The 24,183-nt window shown below is 66.5% G+C and carries 27 protein-coding genes and 1 tRNA gene; 10 read left to right on the plus strand and 18 right to left on the minus strand.

The features are described 5' to 3' along the window. Nucleotides 1–19: 19 nt before the first annotated feature. From ASE13_RS01370 to copC, 6 genes are all read right to left on the minus strand, one after another. Entirely contained in the window at nt 20–562 is a 543-nt protein-coding gene (locus tag ASE13_RS01370; protein ID WP_056610425.1) for an RNA polymerase sigma factor, read from the minus strand. Nucleotides 563–603: 41 nt separating this feature from the next. Further along, nucleotides 604–798 carry a copper resistance protein B gene (locus ASE13_RS01375; protein WP_321164343.1) on the minus strand — a complete coding sequence of 65 codons (195 nt, stop codon included), beginning with the start codon at nt 796–798 and terminating at the stop codon, nt 604–606. A gap of 339 nt (nt 799–1,137) precedes the next feature. After that, nucleotides 1,138–1,527, minus strand: a complete 390-nt coding sequence (cueR, locus tag ASE13_RS01380; protein ID WP_056610428.1) for a Cu(I)-responsive transcriptional regulator — start codon at nt 1,525–1,527, stop codon at nt 1,138–1,140. Beyond that, nucleotides 1,524–3,893: a heavy metal translocating P-type ATPase gene (locus ASE13_RS01385; RefSeq protein ID WP_082596314.1), complete on the minus strand. Its 2,370-nt coding sequence runs from the start codon at nt 3,891–3,893 to the stop codon at nt 1,524–1,526. The genes cueR and ASE13_RS01385 overlap by 4 nt, the downstream gene beginning before the upstream one ends. Before the next feature lie 184 nt (nt 3,894–4,077). Then, nucleotides 4,078–5,004 (minus strand): copper homeostasis membrane protein CopD, encoded by a 927-nt coding sequence (gene copD / locus ASE13_RS01390; RefSeq protein WP_235536801.1) that lies wholly within the window; start codon nt 5,002–5,004, stop codon nt 4,078–4,080. A 2-nt stretch (nt 5,005–5,006) separates the two neighbouring features. Continuing rightward, entirely contained in the window at nt 5,007–5,378 is a 372-nt protein-coding gene (gene copC / locus ASE13_RS01395; RefSeq protein ID WP_056610430.1) for a copper homeostasis periplasmic binding protein CopC, read from the minus strand. 220 nt (nt 5,379–5,598) lie between these two features. Here copC and ASE13_RS01400 point away from each other — a divergent pair, with 220 nt between their 5' ends. From ASE13_RS01400 to ASE13_RS20450, 7 genes are all read left to right on the plus strand, one after another. Next, nucleotides 5,599–5,835 (plus strand): hypothetical protein, encoded by a 237-nt coding sequence (locus ASE13_RS01400; RefSeq protein ID WP_235536802.1) that lies wholly within the window; start codon nt 5,599–5,601, stop codon nt 5,833–5,835. Beyond that, entirely contained in the window at nt 5,835–6,272 is a 438-nt protein-coding gene (locus ASE13_RS01405) for a periplasmic heavy metal sensor (protein ID WP_056610432.1), read from the plus strand. Before ASE13_RS01400 ends, ASE13_RS01405 begins: the two co-directional genes overlap by 1 nt. Continuing rightward, on the plus strand, nt 6,269–6,838 hold the full coding sequence (locus ASE13_RS01410; RefSeq protein ID WP_056610435.1) for an RNA polymerase sigma factor: 570 nt from the start codon (nt 6,269–6,271) through the stop codon (nt 6,836–6,838). The genes ASE13_RS01405 and ASE13_RS01410 overlap by 4 nt, the downstream gene beginning before the upstream one ends. Before the next feature lie 115 nt (nt 6,839–6,953). Next, nucleotides 6,954–8,702: a copper resistance system multicopper oxidase gene (locus tag ASE13_RS01415; RefSeq protein ID WP_056610437.1), complete on the plus strand. Its 1,749-nt coding sequence runs from the start codon at nt 6,954–6,956 to the stop codon at nt 8,700–8,702. Beyond that, a complete protein-coding gene (locus ASE13_RS01420) occupies nt 8,699–9,808 on the plus strand; it encodes a copper resistance protein B (RefSeq protein ID WP_056610439.1) in 1,110 nt (369 codons plus the stop codon). The genes ASE13_RS01415 and ASE13_RS01420 overlap by 4 nt, the downstream gene beginning before the upstream one ends. Before the next feature lie 409 nt (nt 9,809–10,217). Next, nucleotides 10,218–10,388: a transposase gene (locus ASE13_RS20200; protein ID WP_235536803.1), complete on the plus strand. Its 171-nt coding sequence runs from the start codon at nt 10,218–10,220 to the stop codon at nt 10,386–10,388. Further along, entirely contained in the window at nt 10,331–10,456 is a 126-nt protein-coding gene (locus tag ASE13_RS20450) for a hypothetical protein (RefSeq protein WP_082596315.1), read from the plus strand. The genes ASE13_RS20200 and ASE13_RS20450 overlap by 58 nt, the downstream gene beginning before the upstream one ends. A 416-nt stretch (nt 10,457–10,872) precedes the next feature. On the opposite strand, the gene ASE13_RS01425 is transcribed toward ASE13_RS20450, so the two are convergent. Continuing rightward, nucleotides 10,873–10,948, minus strand: a tRNA-Lys gene (locus tag ASE13_RS01425). Nucleotides 10,949–11,043: 95 nt separating this feature from the next. Here ASE13_RS01425 and xth point away from each other — a divergent pair. Continuing rightward, entirely contained in the window at nt 11,044–11,814 is a 771-nt protein-coding gene (gene xth / locus ASE13_RS01430) for an exodeoxyribonuclease III (protein WP_056610441.1), read from the plus strand. On the opposite strand, the gene trmB is transcribed toward xth, so the two are convergent. The 5 genes from trmB to lnt form a co-directional block, all read right to left on the minus strand. Next, nucleotides 11,811–12,491 (minus strand): tRNA (guanosine(46)-N7)-methyltransferase TrmB, encoded by a 681-nt coding sequence (trmB, locus tag ASE13_RS01435; protein WP_056610443.1) that lies wholly within the window; start codon nt 12,489–12,491, stop codon nt 11,811–11,813. The genes xth and trmB overlap by 4 nt on opposite strands. A gap of 25 nt (nt 12,492–12,516) precedes the next feature. Beyond that, nucleotides 12,517–13,374 carry an EAL domain-containing protein gene (locus ASE13_RS01440; protein WP_056610445.1) on the minus strand — a complete coding sequence of 286 codons (858 nt, stop codon included), beginning with the start codon at nt 13,372–13,374 and terminating at the stop codon, nt 12,517–12,519. Between the two features lie 174 nt (nt 13,375–13,548). Next, nucleotides 13,549–14,265 carry an EAL domain-containing protein gene (locus ASE13_RS01445; RefSeq protein WP_162254658.1) on the minus strand — a complete coding sequence of 239 codons (717 nt, stop codon included), beginning with the start codon at nt 14,263–14,265 and terminating at the stop codon, nt 13,549–13,551. 244 nt (nt 14,266–14,509) lie between these two features. After that, the gene (gene metK, locus ASE13_RS01450; RefSeq protein ID WP_056610449.1) at nt 14,510–15,721 is read right to left on the minus strand and encodes a methionine adenosyltransferase; all 1,212 of its coding nucleotides are present in this window, start codon (nt 15,719–15,721) and stop codon (nt 14,510–14,512) included. Nucleotides 15,722–15,794: 73 nt separating this feature from the next. Beyond that, nucleotides 15,795–17,354: an apolipoprotein N-acyltransferase gene (gene lnt, locus ASE13_RS01455; protein WP_056610451.1), complete on the minus strand. Its 1,560-nt coding sequence runs from the start codon at nt 17,352–17,354 to the stop codon at nt 15,795–15,797. A gap of 162 nt (nt 17,355–17,516) precedes the next feature. Between lnt and ASE13_RS01460 the strand changes: the two genes are divergently transcribed. Both ASE13_RS01460 and ASE13_RS01465 read left to right on the plus strand, forming a co-directional pair. Next, a complete protein-coding gene (locus ASE13_RS01460) occupies nt 17,517–17,936 on the plus strand; it encodes a VOC family protein (protein WP_056610454.1) in 420 nt (139 codons plus the stop codon). Further along, nucleotides 17,936–18,238 carry a polyhydroxyalkanoic acid system family protein gene (locus ASE13_RS01465; RefSeq protein ID WP_056610456.1) on the plus strand — a complete coding sequence of 101 codons (303 nt, stop codon included), beginning with the start codon at nt 17,936–17,938 and terminating at the stop codon, nt 18,236–18,238. Before ASE13_RS01460 ends, ASE13_RS01465 begins: the two co-directional genes overlap by 1 nt. Before the next feature lie 3 nt (nt 18,239–18,241). Here ASE13_RS01465 and ASE13_RS01470 read toward each other — a convergent pair whose 3' ends face one another. The 6 genes from ASE13_RS01470 to miaB all read right to left on the minus strand — a co-directional run bounded on the left by ASE13_RS01470 (nt 18,242) and on the right by miaB (nt 24,023). Beyond that, nucleotides 18,242–19,612, minus strand: coding sequence for a PQQ-dependent sugar dehydrogenase (locus tag ASE13_RS01470; RefSeq protein ID WP_056610459.1), 1,371 nt, complete (start codon nt 19,610–19,612; stop codon nt 18,242–18,244). Nucleotides 19,613–19,616: 4 nt separating this feature from the next. Further along, a complete protein-coding gene (locus ASE13_RS01475) occupies nt 19,617–20,540 on the minus strand; it encodes a hemolysin family protein (RefSeq protein WP_056610461.1) in 924 nt (307 codons plus the stop codon). Between the two features lie 8 nt (nt 20,541–20,548). Next, nucleotides 20,549–21,058: an rRNA maturation RNase YbeY gene (gene ybeY / locus ASE13_RS01480; protein ID WP_056610463.1), complete on the minus strand. Its 510-nt coding sequence runs from the start codon at nt 21,056–21,058 to the stop codon at nt 20,549–20,551. Then, nucleotides 21,051–22,058, minus strand: a complete 1,008-nt coding sequence (locus ASE13_RS01485; protein WP_056610465.1) for a PhoH family protein — start codon at nt 22,056–22,058, stop codon at nt 21,051–21,053. The genes ybeY and ASE13_RS01485 overlap by 8 nt, the downstream gene beginning before the upstream one ends. A 263-nt stretch (nt 22,059–22,321) precedes the next feature. After that, nucleotides 22,322–22,645 carry a hypothetical protein gene (locus ASE13_RS01490; RefSeq protein ID WP_056610467.1) on the minus strand — a complete coding sequence of 108 codons (324 nt, stop codon included), beginning with the start codon at nt 22,643–22,645 and terminating at the stop codon, nt 22,322–22,324. 64 nt (nt 22,646–22,709) lie between these two features. Then, nucleotides 22,710–24,023: a tRNA (N6-isopentenyl adenosine(37)-C2)-methylthiotransferase MiaB gene (gene miaB, locus ASE13_RS01495; RefSeq protein ID WP_082596316.1), complete on the minus strand. Its 1,314-nt coding sequence runs from the start codon at nt 24,021–24,023 to the stop codon at nt 22,710–22,712. Between the last annotated feature and the right edge of the window lie 160 nt (nt 24,024–24,183).

The following is a 24,183-nucleotide window of genomic DNA, read 5'->3' on the forward strand; positions in this document are numbered from 1 at the left end:
ACCGCCTGCGAAAAATTTCTCAGGCGCCGCCGCCGTCCGAGCCGAGCATCCGCCGCACCTCGTGCATCCGCCACGATATCGTCGCCTCGGCGACGCCCAATATCTCCGCCGCTTCGGCGTGGCTGAGCTGCTGCCCCGCGACGAGTACCACCGCGTCGCGATAAGCGGGCTTCAGCCGCGCGATCGCGCTCCGCACCCAGATTGCGTCGTGCAGATCGCGCCCGTCAGGCCCGCGCGCGAGGCCGGCGATCACGGCAAGACGGTCGGTCAGCCCGCGAAACGATCGACGCCTGCGCTGCAGGTCGCGGCAGGCATTGAACACGATGCCGCACAGCCAGGTGCTGAATTTCGCCTCGCCGCGAAATGTCGCGAGCTTCTCGACGAGGATGCAGCACACATCCTGTGCGATGTCATCGGCATCGGCGCGCGAACCGGTGAGCTGCCAGGCGAGACCGTGGATGCGGTTATAGTGGCGCTGGAGCAACGCGCCGAATGCGTCCCGGTCGCCGCTTGCCGCCGCGGCGACCAGCCTGGCGTCCGAATCTTCTCCCCCCTCCGCCATCGGGGGCTGTGTGCCTCATTCGGGCCGGCGATGCCAATGGCTCAGAACCAGAGCCGAATGCCGGCGACGAAGCTGGTCGTGACGGGATCCTCGCCGTCAGCGCGCGCGAACTCGGCGGTCCGGCCGGTCTTCGCCTCTTGGGAAACGCCGAGATAGGGCGCGAATCGACGCGTCACTTCGTAGCGGAGCCGGAGCCCCAGCTCCGCCTCGCTCAGCCCGATGCCGACCGCAACCACATAGAACAACAGGAAGGGGAGGACGCGATGCCCGTCGCAGAACAAAGGTCGGCAAGGGTTGCTGACGCACGATTAGCAACTCCGCCATCAGCCGGCCGCTGAGAACGAAGAACATCTCTACGCCAAGCGGCGCGAAATGGCCGAGATACCGCGGCTCGAAATGGCTAAGTTTCGATTTCAATTGAGTCTCGACCAATTGGCCAAGCCTGGTGCTTCCTATTTGCAAGCCGGTATAGCCGCCCAATCGCCGAAGCCCTCGAAGAGGCAGCGAGACAGATGCCGTTCAAAAGTTTTGAGGTCTCGGCGGTTCCCCATTCCTCATGGTGTGCCGGCAGCGTGTCAGTTGCTCTCCAGCTCCGCTAGTATTGGACAGTCGGGCCGGGCATTGCCCTGGCAGCGGCGCGCAAGGTCGAGCAACGTCGCCCGCATCGCCTCGAGCGCCCTGGCCTTCCGGCCGAGCTCGGCGGCGCGTGCCTCGGCCAGCTGTTTGACCTCGCTGCTCGACCGGTTGCGATCGGACCAGAGGGCAAGCAGCGTTTCGATCTCGGCGATCGGGAAGCCGAGGTCGCGGGCGTTGGCGATGAACTGCAGGCGGTGGATGTCGGCGTCCGAATAGTCGCGATAGCCGCTGTCGCGGCGCGGCGGCGCCGGGATCAAACCGAGCTTCTCATAATGGCGGATCATCCGCTGCGAGACGCCGCTCGCCTTCGACGCTTGCCCGATATTCATAGCCTCACCGCATTCAATCGCAGCGCATTCAATACGATAGTGAAGCTCGAAAGCGCCATCGCGGCGCCGGCGAACATCGGCGACATGAGGATGCCCGCCACCGGATAGAGCAGCCCCGCCGCGACCGGAACGCCGATGCCGTTGAACAGGAACGAGAAGAACAAATTCTGGCGGATGTTGGCCATCGTCGCCTTCGCCAGCCGGCGCGCGCGCACCATCGCCGAGAGGTCGCCCTTGGTTAGCGTCATACCCGCGCTCTCGATCGCGACGTCGGTACCCGTTCCCATCGCCACGCCGACATCGGCCGCAGCGAGCGCGGGGGCGTCGTTGATGCCGTCGCCCGCCATCACAACCCGCGCGCCCTTGGCCTTGAGTTCGCCGACGATCCGCGCCTTGTCCTCGGGGCGAAGATCGGCATGGACCTCGTCGATGCCCCCGATCGTGCGGGCGATCGCCTCGGCCGTGCCGCGGCTGTCGCCGGTCAGCATGACGATGCGAAGGCCCTCCGCATGGAGCGCCGCTAGCGCATCGCGCGCCGACGGCTTGATCGGATCGGCGACGGCAAGCAGTCCCGCGACCTTGCCATCGATCGCAACCAGCATCACACCTGCTCCCGCGCCGCGGTGCCGTTCGGCGGCGGCTTCGAGCGGCGCGGGATCGGCATCGATCCGGCGCATCTGCACAGCGTTGCCGAGCACGACCATGCGTCCGCCGACGCGGCCACTGATGCCAAGCCCGGTCTGCGAATCGAAGGTCTCGACGCCTCCGAGCTTGAGGCCGCGCTCCTCGGCCGCCTCGACGATCGCATGGGCGAGCGGGTGCTCGGATCGGCTCTCGACGGCAGCCGCCGCGGCCAGCAGTTCGTCCTCGGCAAGGCCCGCGACCGGCTCGACTGCGATCAGCTTCGGCCGACCCTCGGTGAGCGTGCCGGTCTTGTCGATCACCAGCGTGTCGACCTTTTCCAACGCCTGGAGCGCCTCGGCATTCTTGATCAGCACGCCGGCATGCGCACCGCGTCCGGTGCCGACCATCACCGACATCGGCGTCGCGAGGCCGAGCGCACAGGGACAGGCGATGATCAGCACGGCGATGGCATTGAGCAGCGCGTGGCCGAACGCGGGTTCGGGGCCGACTAGATTCCAGACGACGAAGGTCAGAGCTGCGATCAGCACCACCAGCGGCACGAACCAGCCCGAGATGCGGTCGGCCACCGCCTGGATCGGCGCGCGGCTGCGCTGCGCCTCGGCGACCATCCGGACGACGCGTGCGAGCACCGTGTCCGATCCGACCGCGCGCGCCTCCATCACCAGGCTGCCGGTGCCGTTGACCGTGCCGCCGGTGACCTGCGCACCCGCCTCCTTGACCACGGGGGCGGGCTCGCCGGTGAGCATCGATTCATCGACCGACGAGCGTCCCTCGAGCACGATCCCGTCGACCGGCACCGCTTCACCCGGGTGAACACGCAGCCGGTCGCCTGCGACGACGTCGGCAAGGGTCACTTCGGCTTCACTGCCGTCCGCCTCGATCCGGCGCGCAAGCTTGGGCGCGAGATCCATCAGCGCGCGTATCGCACGACCGGTGGCAGCGCGCGCCCTGAGCTCGAGCACCTGCCCGAGCAGCACGAGCGTGACCACCACGCCCGCGGCTTCGTAATAGACCGGCACCATCATGCCGTGCTGGCGGAAGCTCGGCGGGAACAGCTGCGGCGCGAGCGTCGCGACCAGGCTATAGAGGAACGCCGCGCCGACCCCGATCGCGATCAGCGTGAACATGTTGTAGTGGCGCGACCTGAGCGATGCCCAGCCGCGCTCGAAAAAGGGCAGGCCGGCCCACAGCACGATCGGCGCCGTAAGAGCGAGCTGCACCCAGGGCGAGGCGGCGGGGCGCACCAGCTCTAGCCCGAGCATCTCCGCACCCATCGACACGGCGAGCAGCGGCGCCGCGAGGATCGCCGACGTCCACAATCGCCGCGTGAAATCGACCAGCTCGGGGTTGGGCCGGTCGTCGAGCGTCGGCTCTTCGGGCTCGAGCGCCATGCCGCAGATCGGGCAGGTGCCGGGACCTTCCTGCCGGATCTGCGGATGCATCGGACAGGTCCACATCGCGCTGGGCGTGGCTTCGGGCTCGGGAGGCGGGGCGTCGCTCAGATAGCGTTCGGGATCCGCCAGGAACTTCGTCCGGCATCCGGCGCTGCAGAAAGGATAGTCCTCGCCGTCATGCCAGGCACGATGCGGGGCCTTTGCCGGATCGACGGTCATCCCGCAGACCGGGTCCTCGACCTGTGCCGCGGCGTTGGTCGCCGGTTCGCCGTGATTCGAGCAACAGCCCTTGCCGTGGCCGTGATGCGCGTGATGGTCATGATTCATGCGTCGATTCCTCCAACGCAGCATCAGATAAGGTCTGACATGGTGTCAGGGTCAAGCGGAACCCGAAAGCTTTGTGGCGCATGGCCAGACGGGCATTTCATAGCGCCCGTGCGGCGTCTCCCATTGCCTACGCGCGGCGAGCGCAAAGCCCTCGCCACTCGCCCTCCGATCGGACCGCCCTGCCTCAGGTCGGCAACGGATCGAGCGTGCCGAGCCATGCCACCAGCGCGAGGATCAGCGCTGCGCAGAGGGTCTCGACGACCAAGCTTGTCCGCAGCACGCCGAGCGCCGCCCGGTGATCCTCGGCTGCGAGCGCCCGCTCGAACGCCGGTACGAGCCGGAAGCGGTGCGATGCGGCCAGACCGAGCATCACGGCGAACGCCAGGAGCTTGAAGAGCAGGAGTTGCCCATAGAGTGACCCCGGCAGCGCGCTGAGTTGATCGAAACCCAGCAGCAGGAGCAGGTTCGCCGCGCCCGTGACGATCAGCGTCCCGACGACGACCGTCCCGATCGTCGCGAAACCGTCCAGCGCCCGATGTGACAGCCAGAGATGATCGATGGTCACCCGCTCGCTCCGCCGGAAGACGAGCAGGAGAAGCGCGACCAGCGCGCCGATCCAGATCCCAGCTGCGAGCAGGTGAAGGATATCGGCGCCGAGCTGTACCGCGCCGGCCGCGTCCTCGCCCATGGCGGCATGGCCGCCCCACGCAAGGCTGGCCAATGCGACCCCGCCGCCCAGACCGGCGCCCGACAGCATGAGCACTGGTCGTTTGCCGCCCGCCAGCACCGAGACCAGAACGAGGACGAGAGCCGCCACCCGTACGATCCAGGCGGTCCCGACCGCGATCTCGGTGACGACCATCGCGATCGAGCCGGAATCGACTGCCATAAGCGGCATGCCGGCCATCGCGGCGGCGAGCGCAGCCAGCCCTGCTGCCGACAGCAGCAGGCCGAGCAGCGCCGTGCCGCCAAGCAGCAGGCGGAATGCAATCGCGGCGCCCGATCGGCGCTCGTCGCCGCGCAGGCCGTAAAAGCCGAACGCGGCGACGCCGAACAGCACCATCAGGTCGAGATAGAGCCCGAACCGAAGGGCGACCGCGACTGCGTCCACGTTTACTGGACTTTGAAGCTGTAGTTGCCCTGCACCCGGTGGGTGTCGGCCGACACCACGTGCCAGTCGACGCGGTAACTGCCCTTGGGCAGCGGCTTTGCCAGCGTCAGCACCAGCGTCTTGCCGTCCCCGGCAACGCTCGCTTTGACCGACATCTTCATCGGCCCGTGCATCTTCATGCCCGCCATCTCGGTCATCACGATTTCCGCGCTGGAGAACTGCCCGATCAGACGTTCGGAGAAGACGAGTTGCACGCGCGCGGTCGGTGCGGTTGCGGCATTGGCCGCGGGCGTTGCCAAGACGAGCTTGGGGTGAGCAAAAGCGGGCAGCGGCGCGACGAGCGCAGCGATGGTGAGAACAGGGGCAAAGCGCATTCGGGATTCACTCCAGGCGCCGGCGACATGCCGGTCTTCTGGACAATACGCATCGCCGAGCTGCAACCCTCATCAACCTTCATTCAAGCGGTTCGATGCGGGCCGGACAATAATGTGAGGGATCAGCTGTTCATCTGCGTAAAGGCAGAAAAGGGGCGAGCGGAGCGATGACATGAACATGGATCTGGATGAGGCGCTTGGCCGCCTATCGGCTACGCCGATGCCCGCTGGCTTGGCGGAGATCGAGGGCAAGGTGTTCGCACGGGTGCGCGAGGAAGCGGCGTTCGCCGCGCAGGCTACGCACCGGTTGCGGGTAGGTGCGGTCGCGGTGGTCGTAGCTCTTGGCCTGGGCTTCGCCGCCGGGAGCCCCGTAACGGCGACGGCGTCGCCGGACACGCTATCGCCCTTCGGCCCGTCGAGCCCGCTTGCCCCCTCCACGTTGCTGGCAGCCGGTTGATGAAGCCCTGGCGCTGGACGGTCGGCGTTGCGGTCGTCGCCTTCCTCGCTGGCATCGCAGGCGTTTTTGCCGGCCGGGTGTTGATGCCGGCGCGGGCACCGGCGTCCGAACTGCACGATGTCCTGCACCATCAACTCAAGCTCGATGCCGGTCAGGAGGCGCGGATCGAGGTGATCGAGCGGCAATTCGCGATGCGTCGCCGCGCGCTCGAGCTCGAACTGCGTGCCGCCAATGCGCGGCTCGCCGATGCCATCCAGGCCGAGCACGGCAATGGACCGAAGGTCGCGGCGGCGGTCGATTCGTCGCACGTCGCCATGGGCGAGCTTCAAAAGGCGACGCTCGCACACATCTTCGCAATGCGGCAGATCCTGCATCCCGACCAGGCGGACAAATTCGATCGGGCCGTGGTGAAGGCGCTGACCGTCGACGCGCGGTGAGCCTCAACCTGTCCGCGCTGAGTGACGGCGAACTCGCAATCCTGAGCCTCGACGGGCGCGATGCCGCTTATGCCGAGATCATGCGCCGGCACCGCGATGCGATCTTTCGCATCGTCGCCGGCAATATCGGCGATCCCGAGGAAGCGCTCGATCTCGTCCAGGAAACGTTCGTCGCGGCACATCGCGCGCTTGGCCGCTACGATGCGCTGCGTCCGATGCGGCGTTGGCTGGCGAGGATCGCGCTCAACAAATGCCGTGACTGGCGTCGGCGCCGCATGGTCCGGCGGCTGTTCGCCTTCGCGCTGCCGCTCGACTCGAGCAGCGCCGAAGTTCCGGAAGATCGGGCGCTACCGGATGCCGAAGCCGCGGATCGCGCCGAAGTTCGGCGCGTCGCCGCGGCGATCGCCGAACTTCCCGCCGCCTTGCGTGAACCGCTGGTGCTGCGCGCAGTCGAGGACATGAGCCAAGCGGAGACTGCGGCAATCCTCGGCATCACCGAAAAGGCCGTCGAAACCCGGTTGCGCCGCGCCCGTGCCAAACTTTCCGAGCGACTGAACCCTTCTTGACTCTGACACGGTGTCAAACCCCATCTGGGTCGAACGAAAAAGATACGGCGTGTGAGGGCACCGCCGAAGACGCGCGTATCGCAATCATAGGCTCAGGCCCGTCACGGGGACAGACATGAAGAACAGGATCGATCGCCGCCAGATGCTTCGCGGTGCCGCGCTCGCGGGGGGCGGGCTCGCAGTGTCGACCTGGTTCCCGGCATGGGCACAGACGGTTTCGGCGGGGATCGTGCGACCGCTGCCGACGCTCTCGGGCAACGATATCACGCTCAGGATCGCGCGGATGGCGCTGGTCCTCGACGGCCGCAAGTCCAATGCGATCGGCATCAACGGCACCGTACCCGCGCCACTGCTGCGTCTGCGCGAGGGCCAGACGGTGCGGCTGAACGTCGTCAACGATCTCGACGAGGACAGCTCGATCCACTGGCACGGCCTGCTCGTGCCGCCGCAGTTCGACGGCGTGCCGGGCGTGTCCTTTCCCGGCATCAAGCCTCGTTCGAGCTTCCTCTACGAGTTCCCGCTTCGGCAGAACGGCACCTACTGGTATCACAGCCATTCGGGGCTCCAGGAACAGCTTGGTCACTACGGCCCGATCGTGATCGATCCCGCCGGCCCCGATCCGGTCCAATATGATCGCGAGCATGTGCTCGTGCTCGCCGATCACAGCCGGATTTCCCCGCAGGAGATCTTCCGCCGGATGAAGGTCGATCCGGGGCATTTCAATCTCCAGCGCCAGACGCTTGCCGGCCTGCTTTCCGGCCGTGACCAGAAACTCAAGGACCGGCTCGACTGGGGCCGGATGCGCATGGACCCCACCGACGTGCTCGACGTCACCGGTGCCGCCTACACCTATGTCGTCAACGGCCATGGCCCGCGCGATAACTGGACCGGACTGTTCAAGCTCGGCGAACGCGTGCGGCTGCGCGTGATCAATGCCTCGGCGATGACCAACTTCAACGTGCGCATCCCCGGACTCCCGCTGACGATCGTCCAGGCCGACGGCCAGAATGTCCATCCGGTCGAAGTCGAAGAGTTCCAGATCGGTGTCGCGGAGACCTATGATGCGATCGTCACGCCGGCCGAGGACCAGGCCTATACGATCGTCGCCGAGGCGGTCGACCGCTCGGGGATGGCGCGCGCGACGCTGGCGCCGCGCCCCGGCATGGCCGGCGAAGTGCCGCCGCTGAGAAAACGCCCGATCGCGACGATGAAGGACATGGGCATGGACATGTCGAACATGTCCGGCATGGATCACGGATCGATGCAGGGCATGGACCATAAAGCGATGGCCGGCATGGGCCACGGCTCGATGAAGATGCGCGACTTCTCGAACGCCCCCCTGGTCAGGAAGGGCCCCGGCGTGCAGACGATCTCGCCGATGCCGATGGACCGCACCGGCGAGCCGGGCCAAGGCCTCGAGGACGCCGGGCACAAGGTGCTGGTCTACAAGGACCTGATGGCGCTCGATCGCAATCCGGACGTGCGCGCGCCGTCGCGCAGCATCGACATCCACCTGACCGGCAACATGGAACGGTTCATGTGGTCGTTCGACGGCGAGAAGATGTCGGACAAGCACGAGCCGATCCCGTTCGCCGAGGGCGAGCGGGTGCGGGTGAACCTCATCAACGACACCATGATGAGCCATCCGATCCACATCCACGGCCATTTCTTCGAGCTGGTCACCGGTCACGGCGATCATGCTCCGCGCAAACATACCGTGCTGGTCCAGCCGGGCGGAAAAGTGACGTGGGATTTCACCGCCGACGCGGTCGGCGACTGGGCGTTCCACTGCCACCTGCTCTACCACATGGAAGCGGGCATGATGCGGATCGTCAGCGTGCGGCCGAAGGGAGAGGCGGCATGAGCCGGGCCCTCACTGCGCTCGCGGCGTCCACGGCGCTCGCCTTTGCCCAGCCGGTGCTCGCGCAGGAGCATTCGCAGCATCAGGGCATGAACATGCCGGACATGCAGACGCCTGCCCCGGCGAAGAAGCCGGCGCCTAAAAAGCCTGCGCCCAAGAAGCGGGCAGCGAAGCCCGCCAAGCCTGCGGCGCCGCAAAGCGGCGGCATGGAGGGCATGGATCATTCGGGGCACGACATGAGCCAGGCGCCGCCCGCGTCCGATCCGGCCGAGCCGATGCCCGGCATGGACATGCAGGACCATAGCCGGCACGGCGCGGCTCCGCAGAGCCAGCACGGCGGGATGGAGATGACCGGGACGGCACTGCCCGCCGGCGATGCGGCCGCACCCCCACCGCCGATGGACCATTTTGCCGACCGTCAGTTCCCACAGGACGAAATGGCGCGCGCGCGGGAGCGCATGATGCGCGAGCAGGGCGGCCAGATCTTCCATCAAATCATGTTCAACCTCGCCGAATATCGCGCGCGGCAGGGCCGCGACGGCTATCACTGGGATGGCGAGGCGTTCGTCGGTGGCGATATCGATCGCCTCTGGCTCAAGTCGGAGGGCGAAGGCGCGTTCGGCGATCGGCTCGAAAGCGCCGAGGTGCAGGCGCTCTACAGCCATGCGATCGGCCCCTATTTCAATCTCCAGGCCGGTGTCCGCCAGGATTTCAGGCGCGGGCCGAACCGCACCTATGCGACGGTCGGCTTCGAGGGCCTCGCCCCCTACATGTTCGAGGTCGAGGGCGCGCTGTTCCTTTCGACCAAAGGCGATCTGCTCGGCCGCCTCGAAGGCTATTACGATCAGCGGATTACCCAACGGCTGATCCTGCAGCCGCGCGTCGAGCTCAACCTCGCCGCGCAGGACGTGCCGGAGAATCGGATCGGCTCCGGCCTCACCGATGCCGAACTGGGTCTCCGGCTCCGCTACGAGATCACGCGCCGGTTCGCGCCCTATGTCGGCGTCACCCATGAAGCGAAGACCGGCCGCACCGCCGATTTCGCGCGCGCCGACGGCGAGGATCCCACCACTACGAGCTTTGTCGCAGGGTTGCGCATCTGGTTCTGAATCCGCGTCAACGCGGGGCAGCCGAGGAGAAGACGACGGCAGGCAAAAGATATGACATCATCTGCCGATCCTCGCATTTGCCGGCGCGCTGGCAGTGCGTCTGCTCCTCGCTGCCGCGGCATCGTCTATTTGGGCGGATACAATGTCGCGGCCGATGCGCTGCACACTGCGCCGGTTGGGGCATTGCTCGATCGCGACGCAGGCGCGGGATCATCCCGCCTGCGGACCTCGCTTCGCCCGAACGGATCCCGGCGGGTGCGGAACTCTGTGGCGAGAAGTGTGCGAGCTGTCATCGCGGTCCCGGCGTCGTGCCTTCGGAACTTAGTGCCTTGACAGGATCGGGATCGAACTGCCGTCGGGCGCGCGGCTGACCGTCGACGCATCGGTCGATGCGGACTCGCTGTCGCGGGTGATCATCGACACGCTGCGGGTGCAGATCGCCCGGCTCAAGCGGATGCAGTTCGGCACCTCGTCCGAGAAGCTGACCGAAGAGATCGCTCACCGGACCGTGCCGACGCCTGGATGCGAGCACCGAACTCGGCGGCGGTCTTCGGTGGACGCAGCGCTCTGGAATGCATGATGCGCGATGAGCGTAACGCGATCTGGGTTACCCGGACGTATCTGCTTGGCGAAATCCATGGCTGGTAGCTTACGCCCCTGCACGCGGTTCGATGTGGCGGGCGACAGAGTCGAGGGAAATTGACTGACAAATCAGGAGATCGCCAGTGCGTTGGATCGATCCGCCGTCTGGCTGTAAGTATGATTTTCCGCAGCCCTTCGACCCGAGTCCCGAACAGGAAATCAACGGATGGCTGATCGAAAACGGATGTCCCCGAGAGTAAACTCGACAAGTGGAACGGAGGGCAAATTCCGCGCCGCGTCTGGGTCAGAGGAAATGATCGGTCGCCAACTCTCGGCGATGGAGATGCTTAAGAGAAGCGTTCGCGAAGCTCACGACAACGCGATCACATATCAAACCGGCAGAACGAAACCATATGTGTGGCGTGGGGCACCTCGGTTGCGGTGGCACCGGGTAAGGTTGTCCCCACAACCTCCCAGCAAAATGGTGGGTCCGCCGGGATTCGAACCCGGGACCTCTCGATTAAAAGTCGCTTGCTCTACCAACTGAGCTACGGACCCACGCAGCCGCCCCCTAGGCGCGGCGGCGGGGCGGGTCAACCAGCGGAATGGAACCCTTTGCCACTGCACGCCTTGTCGGGCGAGGAGGACGCGGCGTGCGGATAGCGACGTACAATGTGAACGGCGTCAACGGTCGGCTGCCGGTGCTGCTTCGCTGGCTTGCCGAGAGCGCGCCCGACGTGGTGTGCCTTCAGGAACTGAAGGCACCCGACGAGCGGTTCCCGGAGCAGGCGATCCGCGACGCGGGCTATGGTGCGATCTGGCATGGGCAGAAGAGCTGGAACGGCGTGGCGATCCTCGCCAAAGGCTGTGATCCGGTCGAGACGCGGCGCGGACTGCCGGGCGATCCCGACGACAGCCACAGCAGGTATATCGAGGCCGCGATCGGCGGAGTGCTGGTGGGCGGGCTCTATCTCCCCAACGGCAATCCGCGCCCGGGGCCCAAATTCGACTACAAGCTCCGCTGGTTCGACCGGCTGATCGCGCATGCCGCCACGCTGATCGACATGGACGTGCCAGTGGTGATCGCGGGCGACTACAACGTGATGCCCACCGACCGCGACGTCTACAAGCCCGAACGCTGGCTCGAGGATGCGCTGTTCGCGCCCGAGGTCAGGGCCGCCTGGTTCCGCATGCTCGACCAGGGCTGGACCGATGCGCTGCGCGCGCTCCATCCGGACGCGACCATCTACACCTTCTGGGACTATTTCCGGAACGCATATGCGCGCAATGCCGGGCTGCGGATCGACCATTTCCTGCTCAACGCGCCAGCCGCGAAGAAACTGAGCGCCGCGGACGTCGACGCGCATGTCCGCGGTTGGGAGAAGACCAGCGATCACGCGCCGGTATGGATCGAGCTGAGCTAGATTCGCACGTATCGAAAGTACCAGACCTCGTGCCCCTTGCGGCGCGCCTTGCGCTCGTAGCGGGTTTCGGGCCAGTCGGCCGGACGCGTGAGGAAGTCGGCGGCGCTCTCCGCCTGCCAGGCGAAATCGCGGCGCTGGTTCATCACCATCATCGCCCAGCGGCAATATGTGGGATCGTCGGTGCCGAGACGAAACTCGCAGCCGGGCTTGAGTTTGGCAGCAATCATGTCGAGCGGCCCGTTGTTGATCATGCGCCGCTTGGCGTGGCGCGCCTTGGGCCAGGGATCGGGATGGAGCAAATAGACGCGGCTCAGGCTGGCGTCGGGGAGCCGCTCGAGCACTTCCAGCGCATCGCCCATGTGGAGCCGGACATTGCCGAGCTCGTCGTCGCGGATGTGGTTGAGCGCGCTGACCACGCCGTTGAGGAAGGGCTCGCAGCCGATAAAGCCCTGATCGGGGCGCATCCTCGCCTGGCCGGCGAGATGCTCGCCGCCGCCGAAGCCGATCTCGAACTCGAGCGGACGGCTGTCGCCAAATAGCAGGGTGGAGTCGAGCGGACCGTTGTCTGGGACGCTGACCTTGGGCAGCATCTCCTCGACCAGTGCAGCCTGGCCTTCGCGGAGCTTGTGCCCCTTGGAACGTCCATAGAGGCGGCGAATGGTGACGGGATCGGGCATGCCGCCTGTTAGCGCGACGGCGGCGCTACGCAACCTGGAGCGCGAGCGCCATGGCCGGCTGCGCGGCAGTGCGGAGCGGAAAGGCGATGCGATTGTGATGCGCAAGCCGGCGGTGCGTCGGCGCGCTGAGCGGGTTGCGCGCTTCGCGGCGCGGCAGGTCGGCCCGGGGCAGCGACGCGGTCTCGACCTGGAAATGGCGCACGCCCATCGCCTCGAGCGCTTCGTGCTCGCCACGGCGCTCGGCGCCGCGGGCAATGACAGTGACGCCCATGTTGCGCGCCAGTCGCATCACGCCCTCGGCCATCAGTCGGCGCGAGAGGCTGGCATCGATGCCGCGGACCAGCGACGGATCGAGCTTGACGAAGCGCGGCGTGAAGCGGGCGAGCAGCTTGAGGGCGACCGGGCCTGCGGCGAAACCGTCGAGTGTGACCGAGAGGCCGCGGCGGGTGCACGCGTCGGCGAGCGCGATGGCGTGGTTCAGATCGCCGCGTTCGTCGGCGTTGATCTCGATCACCAGCCGGTTGGTGGCGATGCCCTGCGCCAGCGCGGCGCGGAAGAGATGCGAGAGTAGCGGCTCGGCAGGTCCGGCGGCGGCGCCGAGAGGAACTGCGATCAGGGTTTCGCCGCCGTGGACACCGAGCGCGGCGGCGCGTTCGAGAGTGAGGGTGATGCGGCGCGCCTCCAGGGCGGGGCGCTGTTCGGGAAGGAGCGACGCCGAGATGGCGGCGAAGCTGCGGCCGTCCACACCGGTGGCGACGGCCTGCCAGGCGAAGGGATTGCTGGTTCCCTTGGCGATCATCGGCTGGAAGCCGATGCGGAGATCGAGACGCGGATCGGCGCGGTTGACCTTGACGGTGGACAGCGTGGCGTGGGTGTCGATCATGCAAGCTCCTCTTCGTGAGCTGAAATATTGGTTAACGCGGCCGCCGCCCACTCCGTGCGTCGCCGCATTGGGTTCGCACCCATAGGGATTCTCCGGGCTTCCGCGCGAATGCTTCGGAAACGCCGCGAGTCGCGGTTCGGATCGTCGCTCTGGGCAGCCCGACGCTGGTTCGAATCAGGCGGCGCGGCGGAGCGAGGGATTCGGGAGGGCGCGAATCGCCGGGCTGGCAATCTCGTCGCCCTGGACGAGATGGATACCAAAGCTGCGCAGGCGCTGGAGCACGGGCTCGCTGTCGACGCCGGTGGCGATCACCTTGAGGCCGAGGCTGCGGATGCGCGGCGTGAGATCCTCGAGGACGAGGCGGCGCGACCAGCTGCTGGCGATGGCGCTGACGAGGTCCGATTCGAGCTTGACCAGCTCGGGAAGGTAGCGGCCGCACAGCGCGAGCCCGGAATGGCCCGGGCCAAGTCCGACGAACGCCGTCAGCGGCCCCATTTTGCGGTGCACGTCGATGATCTCGGCGAGCGCACTGCCCTTGAGCTGCTGATAGCCTTCGAGGCCGAAGATCAGGCGTTCGGGGATGAGTCCGGTCATGCGCGCGACGCGCAGGATCGGTTCGAGATGCTCGGCCGGCGCGCCGATCCCGGCGGCCTGGAGGGGAATGAGAAGGCGGGCGCCGCTGGTGCCCAGCCCTGCCGCCATCGACAGGCGGATGGCGGCCGCCGCGCAGCGCTGGCCGAACGTGGCGCGAGCCTCGCCGTCGAGCGACCCGTAGATCTCCGCCGAGGTCTCGCCGTTGCGGCCGCGCACGATCGCCTCATAGGCGTACACCCGGTTGCCCGAGAGATCGGCGATCGGCTGAAAGGCGATCGTCAGACCCGAGTCGGACACGGGTTTGTGCTCCAATTCGGATGTCACTGATTGCGAATCCACCATTCGGTTCCTGTACCTCCCACATCTAGTGAAGAAATGCGGTTACCCCTGCCTTTAGAAGGGCCTCCGTACTTATCCCTAGACGAGGTGAGCGGACACGGTTCGCTGCTATCGACGAGGCGAAGGGGCCGATGCGATGCCTGCAACGAAAAGGGCCGGGGAATTGCTCCCCCGGCCCTTGCTTGTCCGTCGCCGGCGCGGATCAGGCCAGGGCGGCCTTCAGATCCTCGACAAGGTCGGTCTTCTCCCAGGGAAAGAAGTCGCCCTCTGCCTTGCGGCCGAAATGGCCATAGGCCGCGGTTTTCTGATAGATCGGCTTGTTGAGGCCGAGATGCGTGCGGATGCCGCGCGGGGTGAGCCCGCCGAGCTTGGCCAGGCCTAGGATCGCTTCCTCGATCTTGTCGTCACCGACGGTGCCGGTGCCGTGCGTGTCGACATAGAGCGACAGCGGCTTGGACACGCCGATCGCGTAGGCGAGCTGGATCGTGCAGCGCTGCGCCAGGCCCGCTGCGACGATGTTCTTCGCCAGATAGCGCGTGATGTACGCCGCCGAGCGATCGACCTTGGTCGGGTCCTTGCCCGAGAAGGCGCCGCCGCCGTGCGGGGCCGCGCCGCCATAGGTGTCGACGATGATCTTGCGCCCGGTCAGGCCGGCGTCGCCGTCGGGACCGCCGATCTCGAAGCTGCCGGTCGGGTTGATGTGATAGACGGTCTCGTCCGAAAGCAGCTCGGCCGGAAGAATGTCGGCGACGACCTTCTTCACATAAGCGTGGAGCTCGGCTTCCTTGTCGCCTTCGTCATAGCCCTTGCCATGCTGGGTCGACACGACGATCGCGGTGGCTGCGACGGGCTTGCTGCCTTCGTAACGGAGCGTGACCTGGCTTTTGGCGTCCGGCTCGAGGAACGGCGCCGCGCCCGAATGGCGATCGGCGGCCATCTGCTCGAGGATCTTGTGGCTGTAATAGAGCGTCGCCGGCATCAGGTCGGGCGTGTCGTCGGCGGCATAGCCGAACATGATGCCCTGATCGCCGGCGCCTTCGTCCTTGTTGCCCGAAGCGTCTACGCCCTGCGCGATGTGCGCGGACTGCGGATGCAGGTTGTTCTCGAAACGCAGCGTCTCCCAGTGGAAGCCGTCCTGCTCGTAACCGATGCGCTTGACCGTATCGCGGACGGTCTTCTCGACCTCTTCCTTCACGCCCGGCGCCCAATTGCCGGCCTCGTCCATGATCCCCTTGCCGCGGATCTCGCCGGCAAGGACCACCAGCTGGGTGGTGGTCAGCGTCTCGCAGGCGATGCGGGCTTCGGGGTCCTTCGAGAGGAACAGATCGACGATGGCGTCGGAAATCTGGTCGGAGACCTTGTCGGGATGGCCTTCCGAAACCGATTCGGACGTGAAGAGATAATTGGAACGCATGGTTTTCCTCAAATCGTGGGAAGGAAGCCGGGCCGTTGCCATGCCCATATAAAGCTTTCCTTATATCCTGCCCCTAGCGGCCCAGGCGACGGAACGCAATCGCGAACAGATGGAATGCGCCGGCGACGAGGAAGGCGAGCCAGTTGCCGAGGCGCGCGAACAATGTCGGCGGCAGCGGGCGGGGCAGAGCGAGTTCGATCGCGCCTTCCTGGCGATGCGGAATCGATTCGAGCACGCGACCGTGCGCGTCGATCACCGCCGAGATACCCGTGGGGGTCGAGCGCAGGATCGGCAGGCCTTCCTCGATCGCGCGCAGCCGCGCCTGCGCCAGATGCTGCGGCGGGCCCCATTTGCCGAACCATGCGTCGTTCGAAGGGTTGAAGATGAAATCCGGTCGATTGCGGCGATCGACCACCTGCCCTGAAAAGATGATCTCGTAGCAGATCTGGATGCCGGCCTTGCCGAACCCGGGCACTTCGATCGCGCGCGGGCCCGGACCGGGGACGAAATCGACTTCGCCCATCACGAGGCGGGCGAGGCCGAGCGGCGCCAGCAATGTGCGCATCGGCAGATATTCGCCGTAAGGGACGAGATGCGCCTTGTCGTAGCGCGGGCCCAGCGTGCCCTTGGAATCGAGCGACCAAACCGAATTGCCCGCGCCGTTGATCTTGCCGTCCTTGCCGAAGAACAGGGCGGTTCCGCCGATCAGTGCGACGTCCTTCGGTCCGAGCCTGGTGGCGATCCGAATGCGTACCCAGCGCGGATCGGCGCGACCATAAAAGCGCGTGTCGGGATAGCCGTCCTCGACATAATAATTGACCGTGCCTTCGGGCCACACCAGCAGCCGCGGCGCTTCTCCGGGTCGGCCGCTATATTCGAGCAATTTGACCAGCACGCGCTCGGGATAATCGGGCTCGCCGACGCCCTCCTGCCCGATATTGGGCTGCACGACGCGCACGCGTGGGGCGGCCGGATCGGGCGAAGGCGAGGTCCCCGCAAAGCCCAAGTTGAGCAGGGCCAGCACGAACAATAGCGGGGCGCCGATCAGCAGCGGGCGATATTGGCGCTGCGATGCGAGGAAGAGCAGGCCCGCGGCGAAGACCGCGACTCCCGACAAGGCATAGGTGCCGATCCATGCCGCGATCTGGGCCAGCGGCGTCGGCAGCCAGACCACGCCCAGCGGGTTCCACGGATAGCCGGTGAACAGCACGCCGCGCAGATATTCGGTAATGATCCACGAGGCCGCGGCGGCGAGCACGAAGGCGAGGTCGGGCGCGGTCCCGCCGTCGCGTCGCTTGACCGTGCGGCTGAAGCGCCACGCCAGCCCCATCGCGAATGCCGGATAGACCGCGAGGTACAAGGCCAGCAGCAGCACGGCGAAATAGCCGAGCGCGGGCGGCATCTTGTCCTGATAATCGAAGGCGTGCTGGATCCAGTTGTTGCCGACGGTGAAGTGGCCGACACCGAATACCCAGCCGCGCAGCAGCACTGCCTTGAGCGTGGGCGCGGACCAGGTCAGCCAGAGCAGGACCGCGAAGGCGAGGAGCGCGATCGGCCACAGGTTCAGCGGCGCGAAACCCGTGGCGGAGACGAGGCCGGCGATGAGGGCGGTGAGCAGGGGGCGGGAGAGCATCGGCGTGGGGCTTAGCGCATCCTCCCCCGGAGGGGGAGGGGGACCGCGAAGCGGTGGAGGGGTAGTTGCCCCAAGCGACATCGCCCCGTGGAGACTACCCCTCCACCAAGCTGCGCTTGGTCCCCCTCCCCCTCCGGGGGAGGATCGGCTAGAGGCAATTAGATGACCCTGCGTCCCTTCCACCTCGCCTTCCCGGTCCATGATCTCGCGGCGGCACGCGCCTTCTACGGCGGCGTGCTCGGCTGCCCGGAGGGGCGTTCCTCCGAACAATGGATCGACTTCGACCTGTTCGGCCACCAGATCGTCGCGCATCTGGATCCCGCCGCGAAGCCGGTGGCGGTCGCCAACGAAGTCGACGGGCACCATGTGCCGGTGCCGCATTTCGGCGTGGTGCTGGCGATGCCCGACTGGGAAGCGCTCGCGGCGCGCGTCGAGGCGGCGGGGATTCCGTTCGGGATCGCGCCGCATGTCCGGTTCCCGGGTCAGGTCGGCGAGCAGGCGACGATGTTCTTTCGCGATCCGAGCGGCAACGCACTCGAATTCAAGGCGTTTGGTGATGATGCCAATCTGTTTGCACGCTGATGGCTGACCCGGTCGTCGTCGATATCCCGCACAAGCTCGGCCGCGACGCTGCCCGCGCGCGGATCGCGGGCGGGGTGAGCAAGATTGCCGAGATCGTGCCTGGAGGCGGGCATGTCGAGCAGCGTTGGGAAGGCGACACGCTCCACTTCACCGTCAGCGCGATGGGGCAGCAGGTGGCGAGCAGGCTTCAGGTGTTCGACAACCGCGTCCATGCCGAAGTCGACTTGCCGCCGATGCTCGCGCTCTTTGCGTCGAAGGTGCGCGAGAAGCTCGCCGAAAAGGGCGCCAAGCTGCTCAAATGAGCTTCACTTCGCGCTCACCCGCCAGATCACGTTGCCCACATCGTCGGCGACCAGCAGGCCGCCGCTGGCGTCGGTGATCACGCCGACCGGGCGGCCGCGGGTGGTCTTGCCGTCGGCGCCAAGGAAGCCGGTGAGCAGGTCGACGGGCTTGGCGTCCTTTGCCGGGAAGCCATCGTCGCCGAACGGGACATAGACGACCTTGTAGCCGGACTTGGGCTCGCGGTTCCACGATCCGTGCAGGCCGACGAAGGCGCCCTTCGCCCAATTGCTGCCGAGCTTCGCGTCGCCGGCGAAGGCCAGGCCGAGCGGGGCGACGTGCGCGCCGAGCGCGAAATCGGGGCGCTTGCTATATTCGCGCAAATCGGGCCGCTCGGGCGTGACGCGCTTGTCGACATAGCCGCCCCAGTAATTCCACGGCCAGCCGTAAAAGGCGCCGAAATCGACCTGGGTCAGATAATCGGGCGGCATGTCCGATCCGAGCATGTCGCGCTCGTTGACGACGGTCCACAGCGCGCCGCTGCTCGGCTCGAACGCCATGCCGTTGGGATTGCGCAGCCCCCAGGCATAGACCCGGGCCTCCTTCGTGTTGGGGAACACCTGCAGGATCAGTGCGCGCCCGTCCTTGGCGAAATCGGCGCGCGATCCGCCCGAATAAATCGCGCCTTCGGCCTCGAGGCCGTTCTCGGCGATGTTGGAGGAGGAGCCGACGCTGACGAACAGGGTCTTGCCGTCGGGCGCGGCGACGACGTTGCGGGCCCAGTGGTTTCCGCCGCCCGGCAGTGCGATGACCTTCTCCGGCTTCGCCGTGATCCGCGTCTGGCCGGGCGTGAAGGGAAAGCGGACCAGCGCGTCGGTGTTGGCCACGTAGAGCCAGTTGCCGACCAGGGCCATGCCGGTGGGCGAATTGAGACCGGTGAGCAGAACCGAGCGCTGATCGGCGACGCCGTCTGCGTTGGTGTCGCGCAGCAGCGTGATCCGGTTGGGCGATGGCACGTCGGCGCCCGCCTGGCCGAGCAGCAGACCCATCACCCAGCCGGTAACCCCGCCACCCTCGCGCGGCGGCGAATTGGTCTCGGCGACGAGGACGTCGCCATTGGGGAGGCGATAGAGCCAGCGCGGATGCTCGAGCTTGTCGGCGAAGGCGGCGACCTGAAGGCCGGCGGCCGGGACCGGCTTCGCGCCGCCGGCCCAGCCAACGGGCTTGGCGATGCCGACCGTGGGGAAGCTCTCCGAACGCGTGTCGGTGAGCTGCGGCGCCTTGCCGGTGACGGCCTGCTCGCTGAGCCGCGCCTTGTCGGGCTGGCTGATCCAGAACCAGCCGCCGATCGCCAGCACGATCAGCAATGCGAGCACGATGAGGATGCGCTTCAGCATGAGTCTAGTCCTCGATCTCGGCATGCTTCTTGGGCGGATGGAGGCGAAGCCGCGTCACCTTGCGCGAATCGGCCTCGACCACTTCGAGCTTCCAGCCGCTGTCATGGATCAGGCATTCGCCCGGCTGGGGAACGTGCCCCGCCAGCACGAAGGCGAGGCCGCCCAGCGTATCGATATCCTCGTCGACTTCGCCGAGCCGCGGATCGATCGTCTCGGCGACGTCCTCCAGCTCGGCGCGGGCATCGGCGTCCCATCCGCCGCCCTCGATCGGCACGAGCAAGGCGGTCGGCGCCTCGTCATGCTCGTCCTCGATCTCGCCGACGATCTCCTCGATCAGGTCCTCGATGGTGATCAGGCCCTCGGTCCCCGAATATTCGTCGACGACGATGGCGAGATGCGTGCGGTTGGCGCGCATCTGGGCGAGCAGGTCGAGCACGCCCATCGATTGCGGAACATAGACCGGCTGGCGGATCAGCCCGGCGATGCTCGGCGGATGCGGCGCGCCCGTCGCGAGGATCGCGAACACGTCCTTGATATGGACCATGCCGATGATCGTATCGAGCTCTTCGCGATAGACCGGCAGGCGGCTGTGCCCGGCTTCCGCGAACAACTGCACGAGATCGGCGAAGCTGGTGGCTTCCTCCACGGCGATGATGTCGGCGCGCGGCACGCCGACATCGCCCGCGTCGCGCTCGCCGAAATGGAGCAGGTTCTTGAGCATCTGGCGCTCGATCGGCGCGAGGTCGCCGGCAGGCGTCTTGCCGCCTTCGTCCTCATGCTCGTCGATCGCATCCTCGATGCGGTCGCGCAGCGTCTCTTCCTGCTCGTCGCCGAACAGCAAATTGCGGATTCCCCGCCATATGCCGCCGCTCTCATGGGTGGACTCGTTGGTGCCGGTACTGTGTCCGGTACTGGGGCCCTCGGGCATGTTCGTGTTCAGTCCTCGCGTACGGGGTACGGATCGTGCAGGCCGAGATTGGCGAGCGCGGCGCGCTCCATCTCCTCCATCGCCTCGGCCTCGGCGTCTCCCATATGGTCATAGCCTAGCAGATGCAGCACCCCGTGGACAATCAGGTGGCTGGCATGATCCTCGACCGATATGCCGCGCTCCTCCGCCTCGGCGGCGCAGATGCCGTGGGCGAGGATGATGTCGCCCAGGATCACCTCGCCGTCGTCGCTGTTCTGCGTGACCGTCTCGAGCAGATCGGGCTGGACCATCGGGAAGGACAGAACGTTGGTCGGCTTGTCCTTCTGGCGATATTGGCGGTTGAGCGTGCGGACCTCGTCGTCGCTCGCCAGCCGGACGGCGATCTCGATCGTCACCGGCCAGTCGAGCCACTCGCCGAACGGGGTTTCGGCGAGCGCAGCCTCGGCAGAGCGGGCGGCGAGGGCTTCCCAATCGCCCTCCGGCCAGGGGGCTTCGCGCAGGGCAGCGATGTCAAGCATCCGGCCCCTCATAGGCCTGGACGATGCGGCCGACGATCGGATGGCGGACCACGTCCGCCGCGGTGAACCACGAAAAGGCGATGCCGTCGACGCCGTCGAGCCGGCCGATCGCATCGGTCAGGCCCGATGCGGGCGGACCGCCGGGCAAGTCGACCTGCTTGGGATCGCCGCAGATCACCATTCGGCTGTTCGCGCCGAAGCGGGTGAGGAACATCTTCATCTGCGCCGGCGTGGTGTTCTGCGCCTCGTCGAGGATCACGAACGCGTCGGCAAGCGTGCGGCCGCGCATGAAGGCGATCGGCGCGATCTCGATCTCGCCCGATGCGATCCGCCGCTCGACCTGCTCGGCGGGCAGGCAATCGTAGAGCGCGTCGTAGATCGGGCGGAGATAGGGATCGACCTTCTCCTTCATGTCGCCGGGCAGGAAGCCCAGCCGCTCGCCGGCCTCGACCGCCGGGCGCGACAGGATCAGCCGCTGGACGCTGCCGGTGATCAGCTGCGCCACGGCCTGCGCCACGGCGAGATAGGTCTTGCCCGTACCCGCCGGCCCCAATGCGAAGATCATGTCGTTCGAAATGAGCTCGCGCATGTAATGCGTCTGCGCGACCGAGCGCGGGACGATCGTCTTCTTGCGCGTGCGGATCATGATCGACGGGGGCGGGCCGCCGCCCGGCGCGTCGGCCTTGACGATGCCGGTGAACATCGGCTCGCTCGACATCGCGATCACGGCGTCGATCAGCCCGGTGTCGATATCCTCGCCGCGGATCACGCGCGCCTGGAGCTCCTGGAGCACTTCGCGGGCATGCGCGACTGCCTCGGCCGAACCCTCGATCACGACGCGCTGGCCGCGGGCGTGGATATAGACGCCCAGCCGCTCCTCGAGCGCGAGGATGTTCGAATCATATTCGCCGAAGAGCTGCGGCAGGAGCTGGGGCTTGTCGAACGTGACCTCGACCCGCGAGCGTTCACCGGATTGGGCGGGGACGGGCTTACGGCTCATGCGGTCCTTTCGGGTGTAAAGCAAAGTTGCGGGAGTCGCGGTGCATTCGTCAACTTTGAAACGCGGGGCATGCGGGGCCTCGATAGGCCAACTGGGAGCGGAGCAGGTGGTTCCGTGCGCATGAGTCGCTGCGACGATGGCAGAGGAAATCCTACAAAGACAGGGGCGGGCGAGACACGGGACGAATAAAGTGCGTGTGTGACCTCGCGACGACAGATGCGGGCGGTGTCAGCCTGCGTCTGCTATTGGTGGAAAGCAGTCGTTTAGTCCCGCGGACCAACTGCCTCTCGACGCTGGTATAAGGCGCGCGTTGGCCATGCAGTCAGAGGCAGCGGTCCGGGCTCCACGACAGTGCGGACCTCGCGTGGCTCTGGCCCGCTTTGCAACGCATCCCATTCGGTTTCGAAATCTTCAATCTCCTCCCGATCCTCAGCATCTTCGCGCTCAAGCACGAAACCTATCAGCCACTGAGTTCCGTCATGGCCAAGCGTGACCAGACGAAAATTCGGCGACAGCATACCAAGCATGGCTTGCATGACGGCGACGGATTGAAAGTTCCATTCGTGAAGGTTCGGACCGGTAGACATGGGATTGTTTAGCCCGCTTCCGAATGTCCGCAAATGGGCGTTAGCGGACATCCGGCTTTTGGCCTCAGGCCGCGGCTCGCACCCGCTCCACGCCGGCCAGCGAATTTGGGTCGGCGCGGACGATCTCGACTTCGATCAGGTCGCCGATCTGCGCGTCGGTCATCAGATGGACCGATTGCAGCCAGGGCGATTTGCCGAGCATCTGGCCGGGCAGCTTGCCCTTGCGTTCGATCAGCACCGTGCAGCTCTTGCCGAGTGTCGTGGCGTTGAACGCCGCCTGATCGCGGGCGATCGCGGACTGGAGGCGCTGGAGGCGTTCGTCCATCACCGGCTCCGGCACGAAGCCGTCGGTCATCTCGGCGGCGGGCGTGCCGGGGCGGGGGCTGTATTTGAAGCTGAAGCTCGCGGCATAGCCGACTTCGTCGATCAGGCTGAGCGTATCGGCGAAGTCCGCATCGGTCTCGCCCGGGAAGCCGACGATGAAGTCGCCCGACAATGCGATGTCGGGCCGCGCCGCGCGCACGCGCTCGAGCAAGGCGAGATAGGATGCGCGGCTGTGCGACCGGTTCATCGCCTTGAGGATGCGGTCGCTGCCGGCCTGCACGGGCAAGTGCAGATAGGGCATCAGTTTCTCGACCTCGGCATGCGCGCGGATCAGCCCTTCGCGCATGTCGTTGGGATGGCTGGTGGTGTAGCGGATGCGGTGCAGCCCCTCGATCCGGTCGAGCGCGCGGATCAGGCCGTGCAGGCCGTTGCCCGCCGAATCGTCCCACGCATTGACGTTCTGGCCGAGCAAGGTGATCTCGCGCGCGCCGGCATCGACCAGCGCCTTTGCCTCGTCGACGATCGCGTCGAACGGGCGGCTGATTTCGGCGCCGCGGGTATAGGGCACCACGCAATAGGTGCAGAACTTGTCGCAGCCCTCCTGCACGGTGAGGAACGCCGAGGGGCCGACTTTCCGGCGCGAGGGCAGCGCGCCGAACTTGCTCATCGCCGGCATGTCGGTGTCGAGCGCCGACTTGCCCGCGGCGGCATCGGCGACGAGCTGCGGCAAGTTGTGATAGGCTTGCGGGCCGACTACGACATCGACCTTGGCGCGGCTGACGATCTCGGCGCCCTCAGCCTGCGCGACGCAGCCCGCGACCGCGATCATCGGATCCTTGCCGTGCTTTCTGAGGCGGCCGATGTCCGAATAGACCTTTTCGGTCGCCTTTTCGCGGATATGACACGTGTTGAGCACGACGAGGTCGGCGGCATTGGCGTCGTCGGTCGCGGTCATGCCCTGGGCGGCCATCAGCTCGCCCATGCGCTCGCCGTCATAGACGTTCATCTGGCAGCCGAACGACTTGACGTGGAAGGTTTTCGGGGTCGGTTTCATTTGGGGCGGGCTATAGCTTCTAACTCCCCTCCCTGAAAGGGAGGGATGATCGGGTGAACAGCGCGGGGCGCTGTTCACCCGATCATGGGTGGGTGCGAGCGCAGCGAGCCCATCGAGACGCGGGGAAATAAAGAAAAGGTCGGGCATCGAGCCCGACCTT

This window comes from Sphingomonas sp. Root241, from assembly GCF_001428865.1.
Lineage (GTDB): Bacteria > Pseudomonadota > Alphaproteobacteria > Sphingomonadales > Sphingomonadaceae > Sphingomonas.

Bases quoted from the DNA above. Each gene is read 5' to 3' on its own strand.
- ASE13_RS01370 (WP_056610425.1), bottom strand. From the start codon at position 562: ATGGCGGAGGGGGGAGAAGATTCGGACGCCAGGCTGGTCGCCGCGGCG.
- cueR (WP_056610428.1), bottom strand. From the start codon at position 1,527: ATGAATATCGGGCAAGCGTCGAAGGCGAGCGGCGTCTCGCAGCGGATG.
- ASE13_RS01385 (WP_082596314.1), bottom strand. From the start codon at position 3,893: ATGAATCATGACCATCACGCGCATCACGGCCACGGCAAGGGCTGTTGC.
- copC (WP_056610430.1), bottom strand. From the start codon at position 5,378: ATGCGCTTTGCCCCTGTTCTCACCATCGCTGCGCTCGTCGCGCCGCTG.
- ASE13_RS01400 (WP_235536802.1), top strand. From the start codon at position 5,599: ATGCCCGCTGGCTTGGCGGAGATCGAGGGCAAGGTGTTCGCACGGGTG.
- ASE13_RS01405 (WP_056610432.1), top strand. From the start codon at position 5,835: ATGAAGCCCTGGCGCTGGACGGTCGGCGTTGCGGTCGTCGCCTTCCTC.
- ASE13_RS01415 (WP_056610437.1), top strand. From the start codon at position 6,954: ATGAAGAACAGGATCGATCGCCGCCAGATGCTTCGCGGTGCCGCGCTC.
- ASE13_RS01420 (WP_056610439.1), top strand. From the start codon at position 8,699: ATGAGCCGGGCCCTCACTGCGCTCGCGGCGTCCACGGCGCTCGCCTTT.
- ASE13_RS20450 (WP_082596315.1), top strand. From the start codon at position 10,331: ATGCGAGCACCGAACTCGGCGGCGGTCTTCGGTGGACGCAGCGCTCTG.
- trmB (WP_056610443.1), bottom strand. From the start codon at position 12,491: ATGCCCGATCCCGTCACCATTCGCCGCCTCTATGGACGTTCCAAGGGG.
- ASE13_RS01440 (WP_056610445.1), bottom strand. From the start codon at position 13,374: ATGATCGACACCCACGCCACGCTGTCCACCGTCAAGGTCAACCGCGCC.
- metK (WP_056610449.1), bottom strand. From the start codon at position 15,721: ATGCGTTCCAATTATCTCTTCACGTCCGAATCGGTTTCGGAAGGCCAT.
- lnt (WP_056610451.1), bottom strand. From the start codon at position 17,354: ATGCTCTCCCGCCCCCTGCTCACCGCCCTCATCGCCGGCCTCGTCTCC.
- ASE13_RS01460 (WP_056610454.1), top strand. From the start codon at position 17,517: ATGACCCTGCGTCCCTTCCACCTCGCCTTCCCGGTCCATGATCTCGCG.
- ASE13_RS01465 (WP_056610456.1), top strand. From the start codon at position 17,936: ATGGCTGACCCGGTCGTCGTCGATATCCCGCACAAGCTCGGCCGCGAC.
- ASE13_RS01470 (WP_056610459.1), bottom strand. From the start codon at position 19,612: ATGCTGAAGCGCATCCTCATCGTGCTCGCATTGCTGATCGTGCTGGCG.
- ASE13_RS01475 (WP_056610461.1), bottom strand. From the start codon at position 20,540: ATGCCCGAGGGCCCCAGTACCGGACACAGTACCGGCACCAACGAGTCC.
- ybeY (WP_056610463.1), bottom strand. From the start codon at position 21,058: ATGCTTGACATCGCTGCCCTGCGCGAAGCCCCCTGGCCGGAGGGCGAT.
- ASE13_RS01485 (WP_056610465.1), bottom strand. From the start codon at position 22,058: ATGAGCCGTAAGCCCGTCCCCGCCCAATCCGGTGAACGCTCGCGGGTC.
- ASE13_RS01490 (WP_056610467.1), bottom strand. From the start codon at position 22,645: ATGTCTACCGGTCCGAACCTTCACGAATGGAACTTTCAATCCGTCGCC.
- miaB (WP_082596316.1), bottom strand. From the start codon at position 24,023: ATGAAACCGACCCCGAAAACCTTCCACGTCAAGTCGTTCGGCTGCCAG.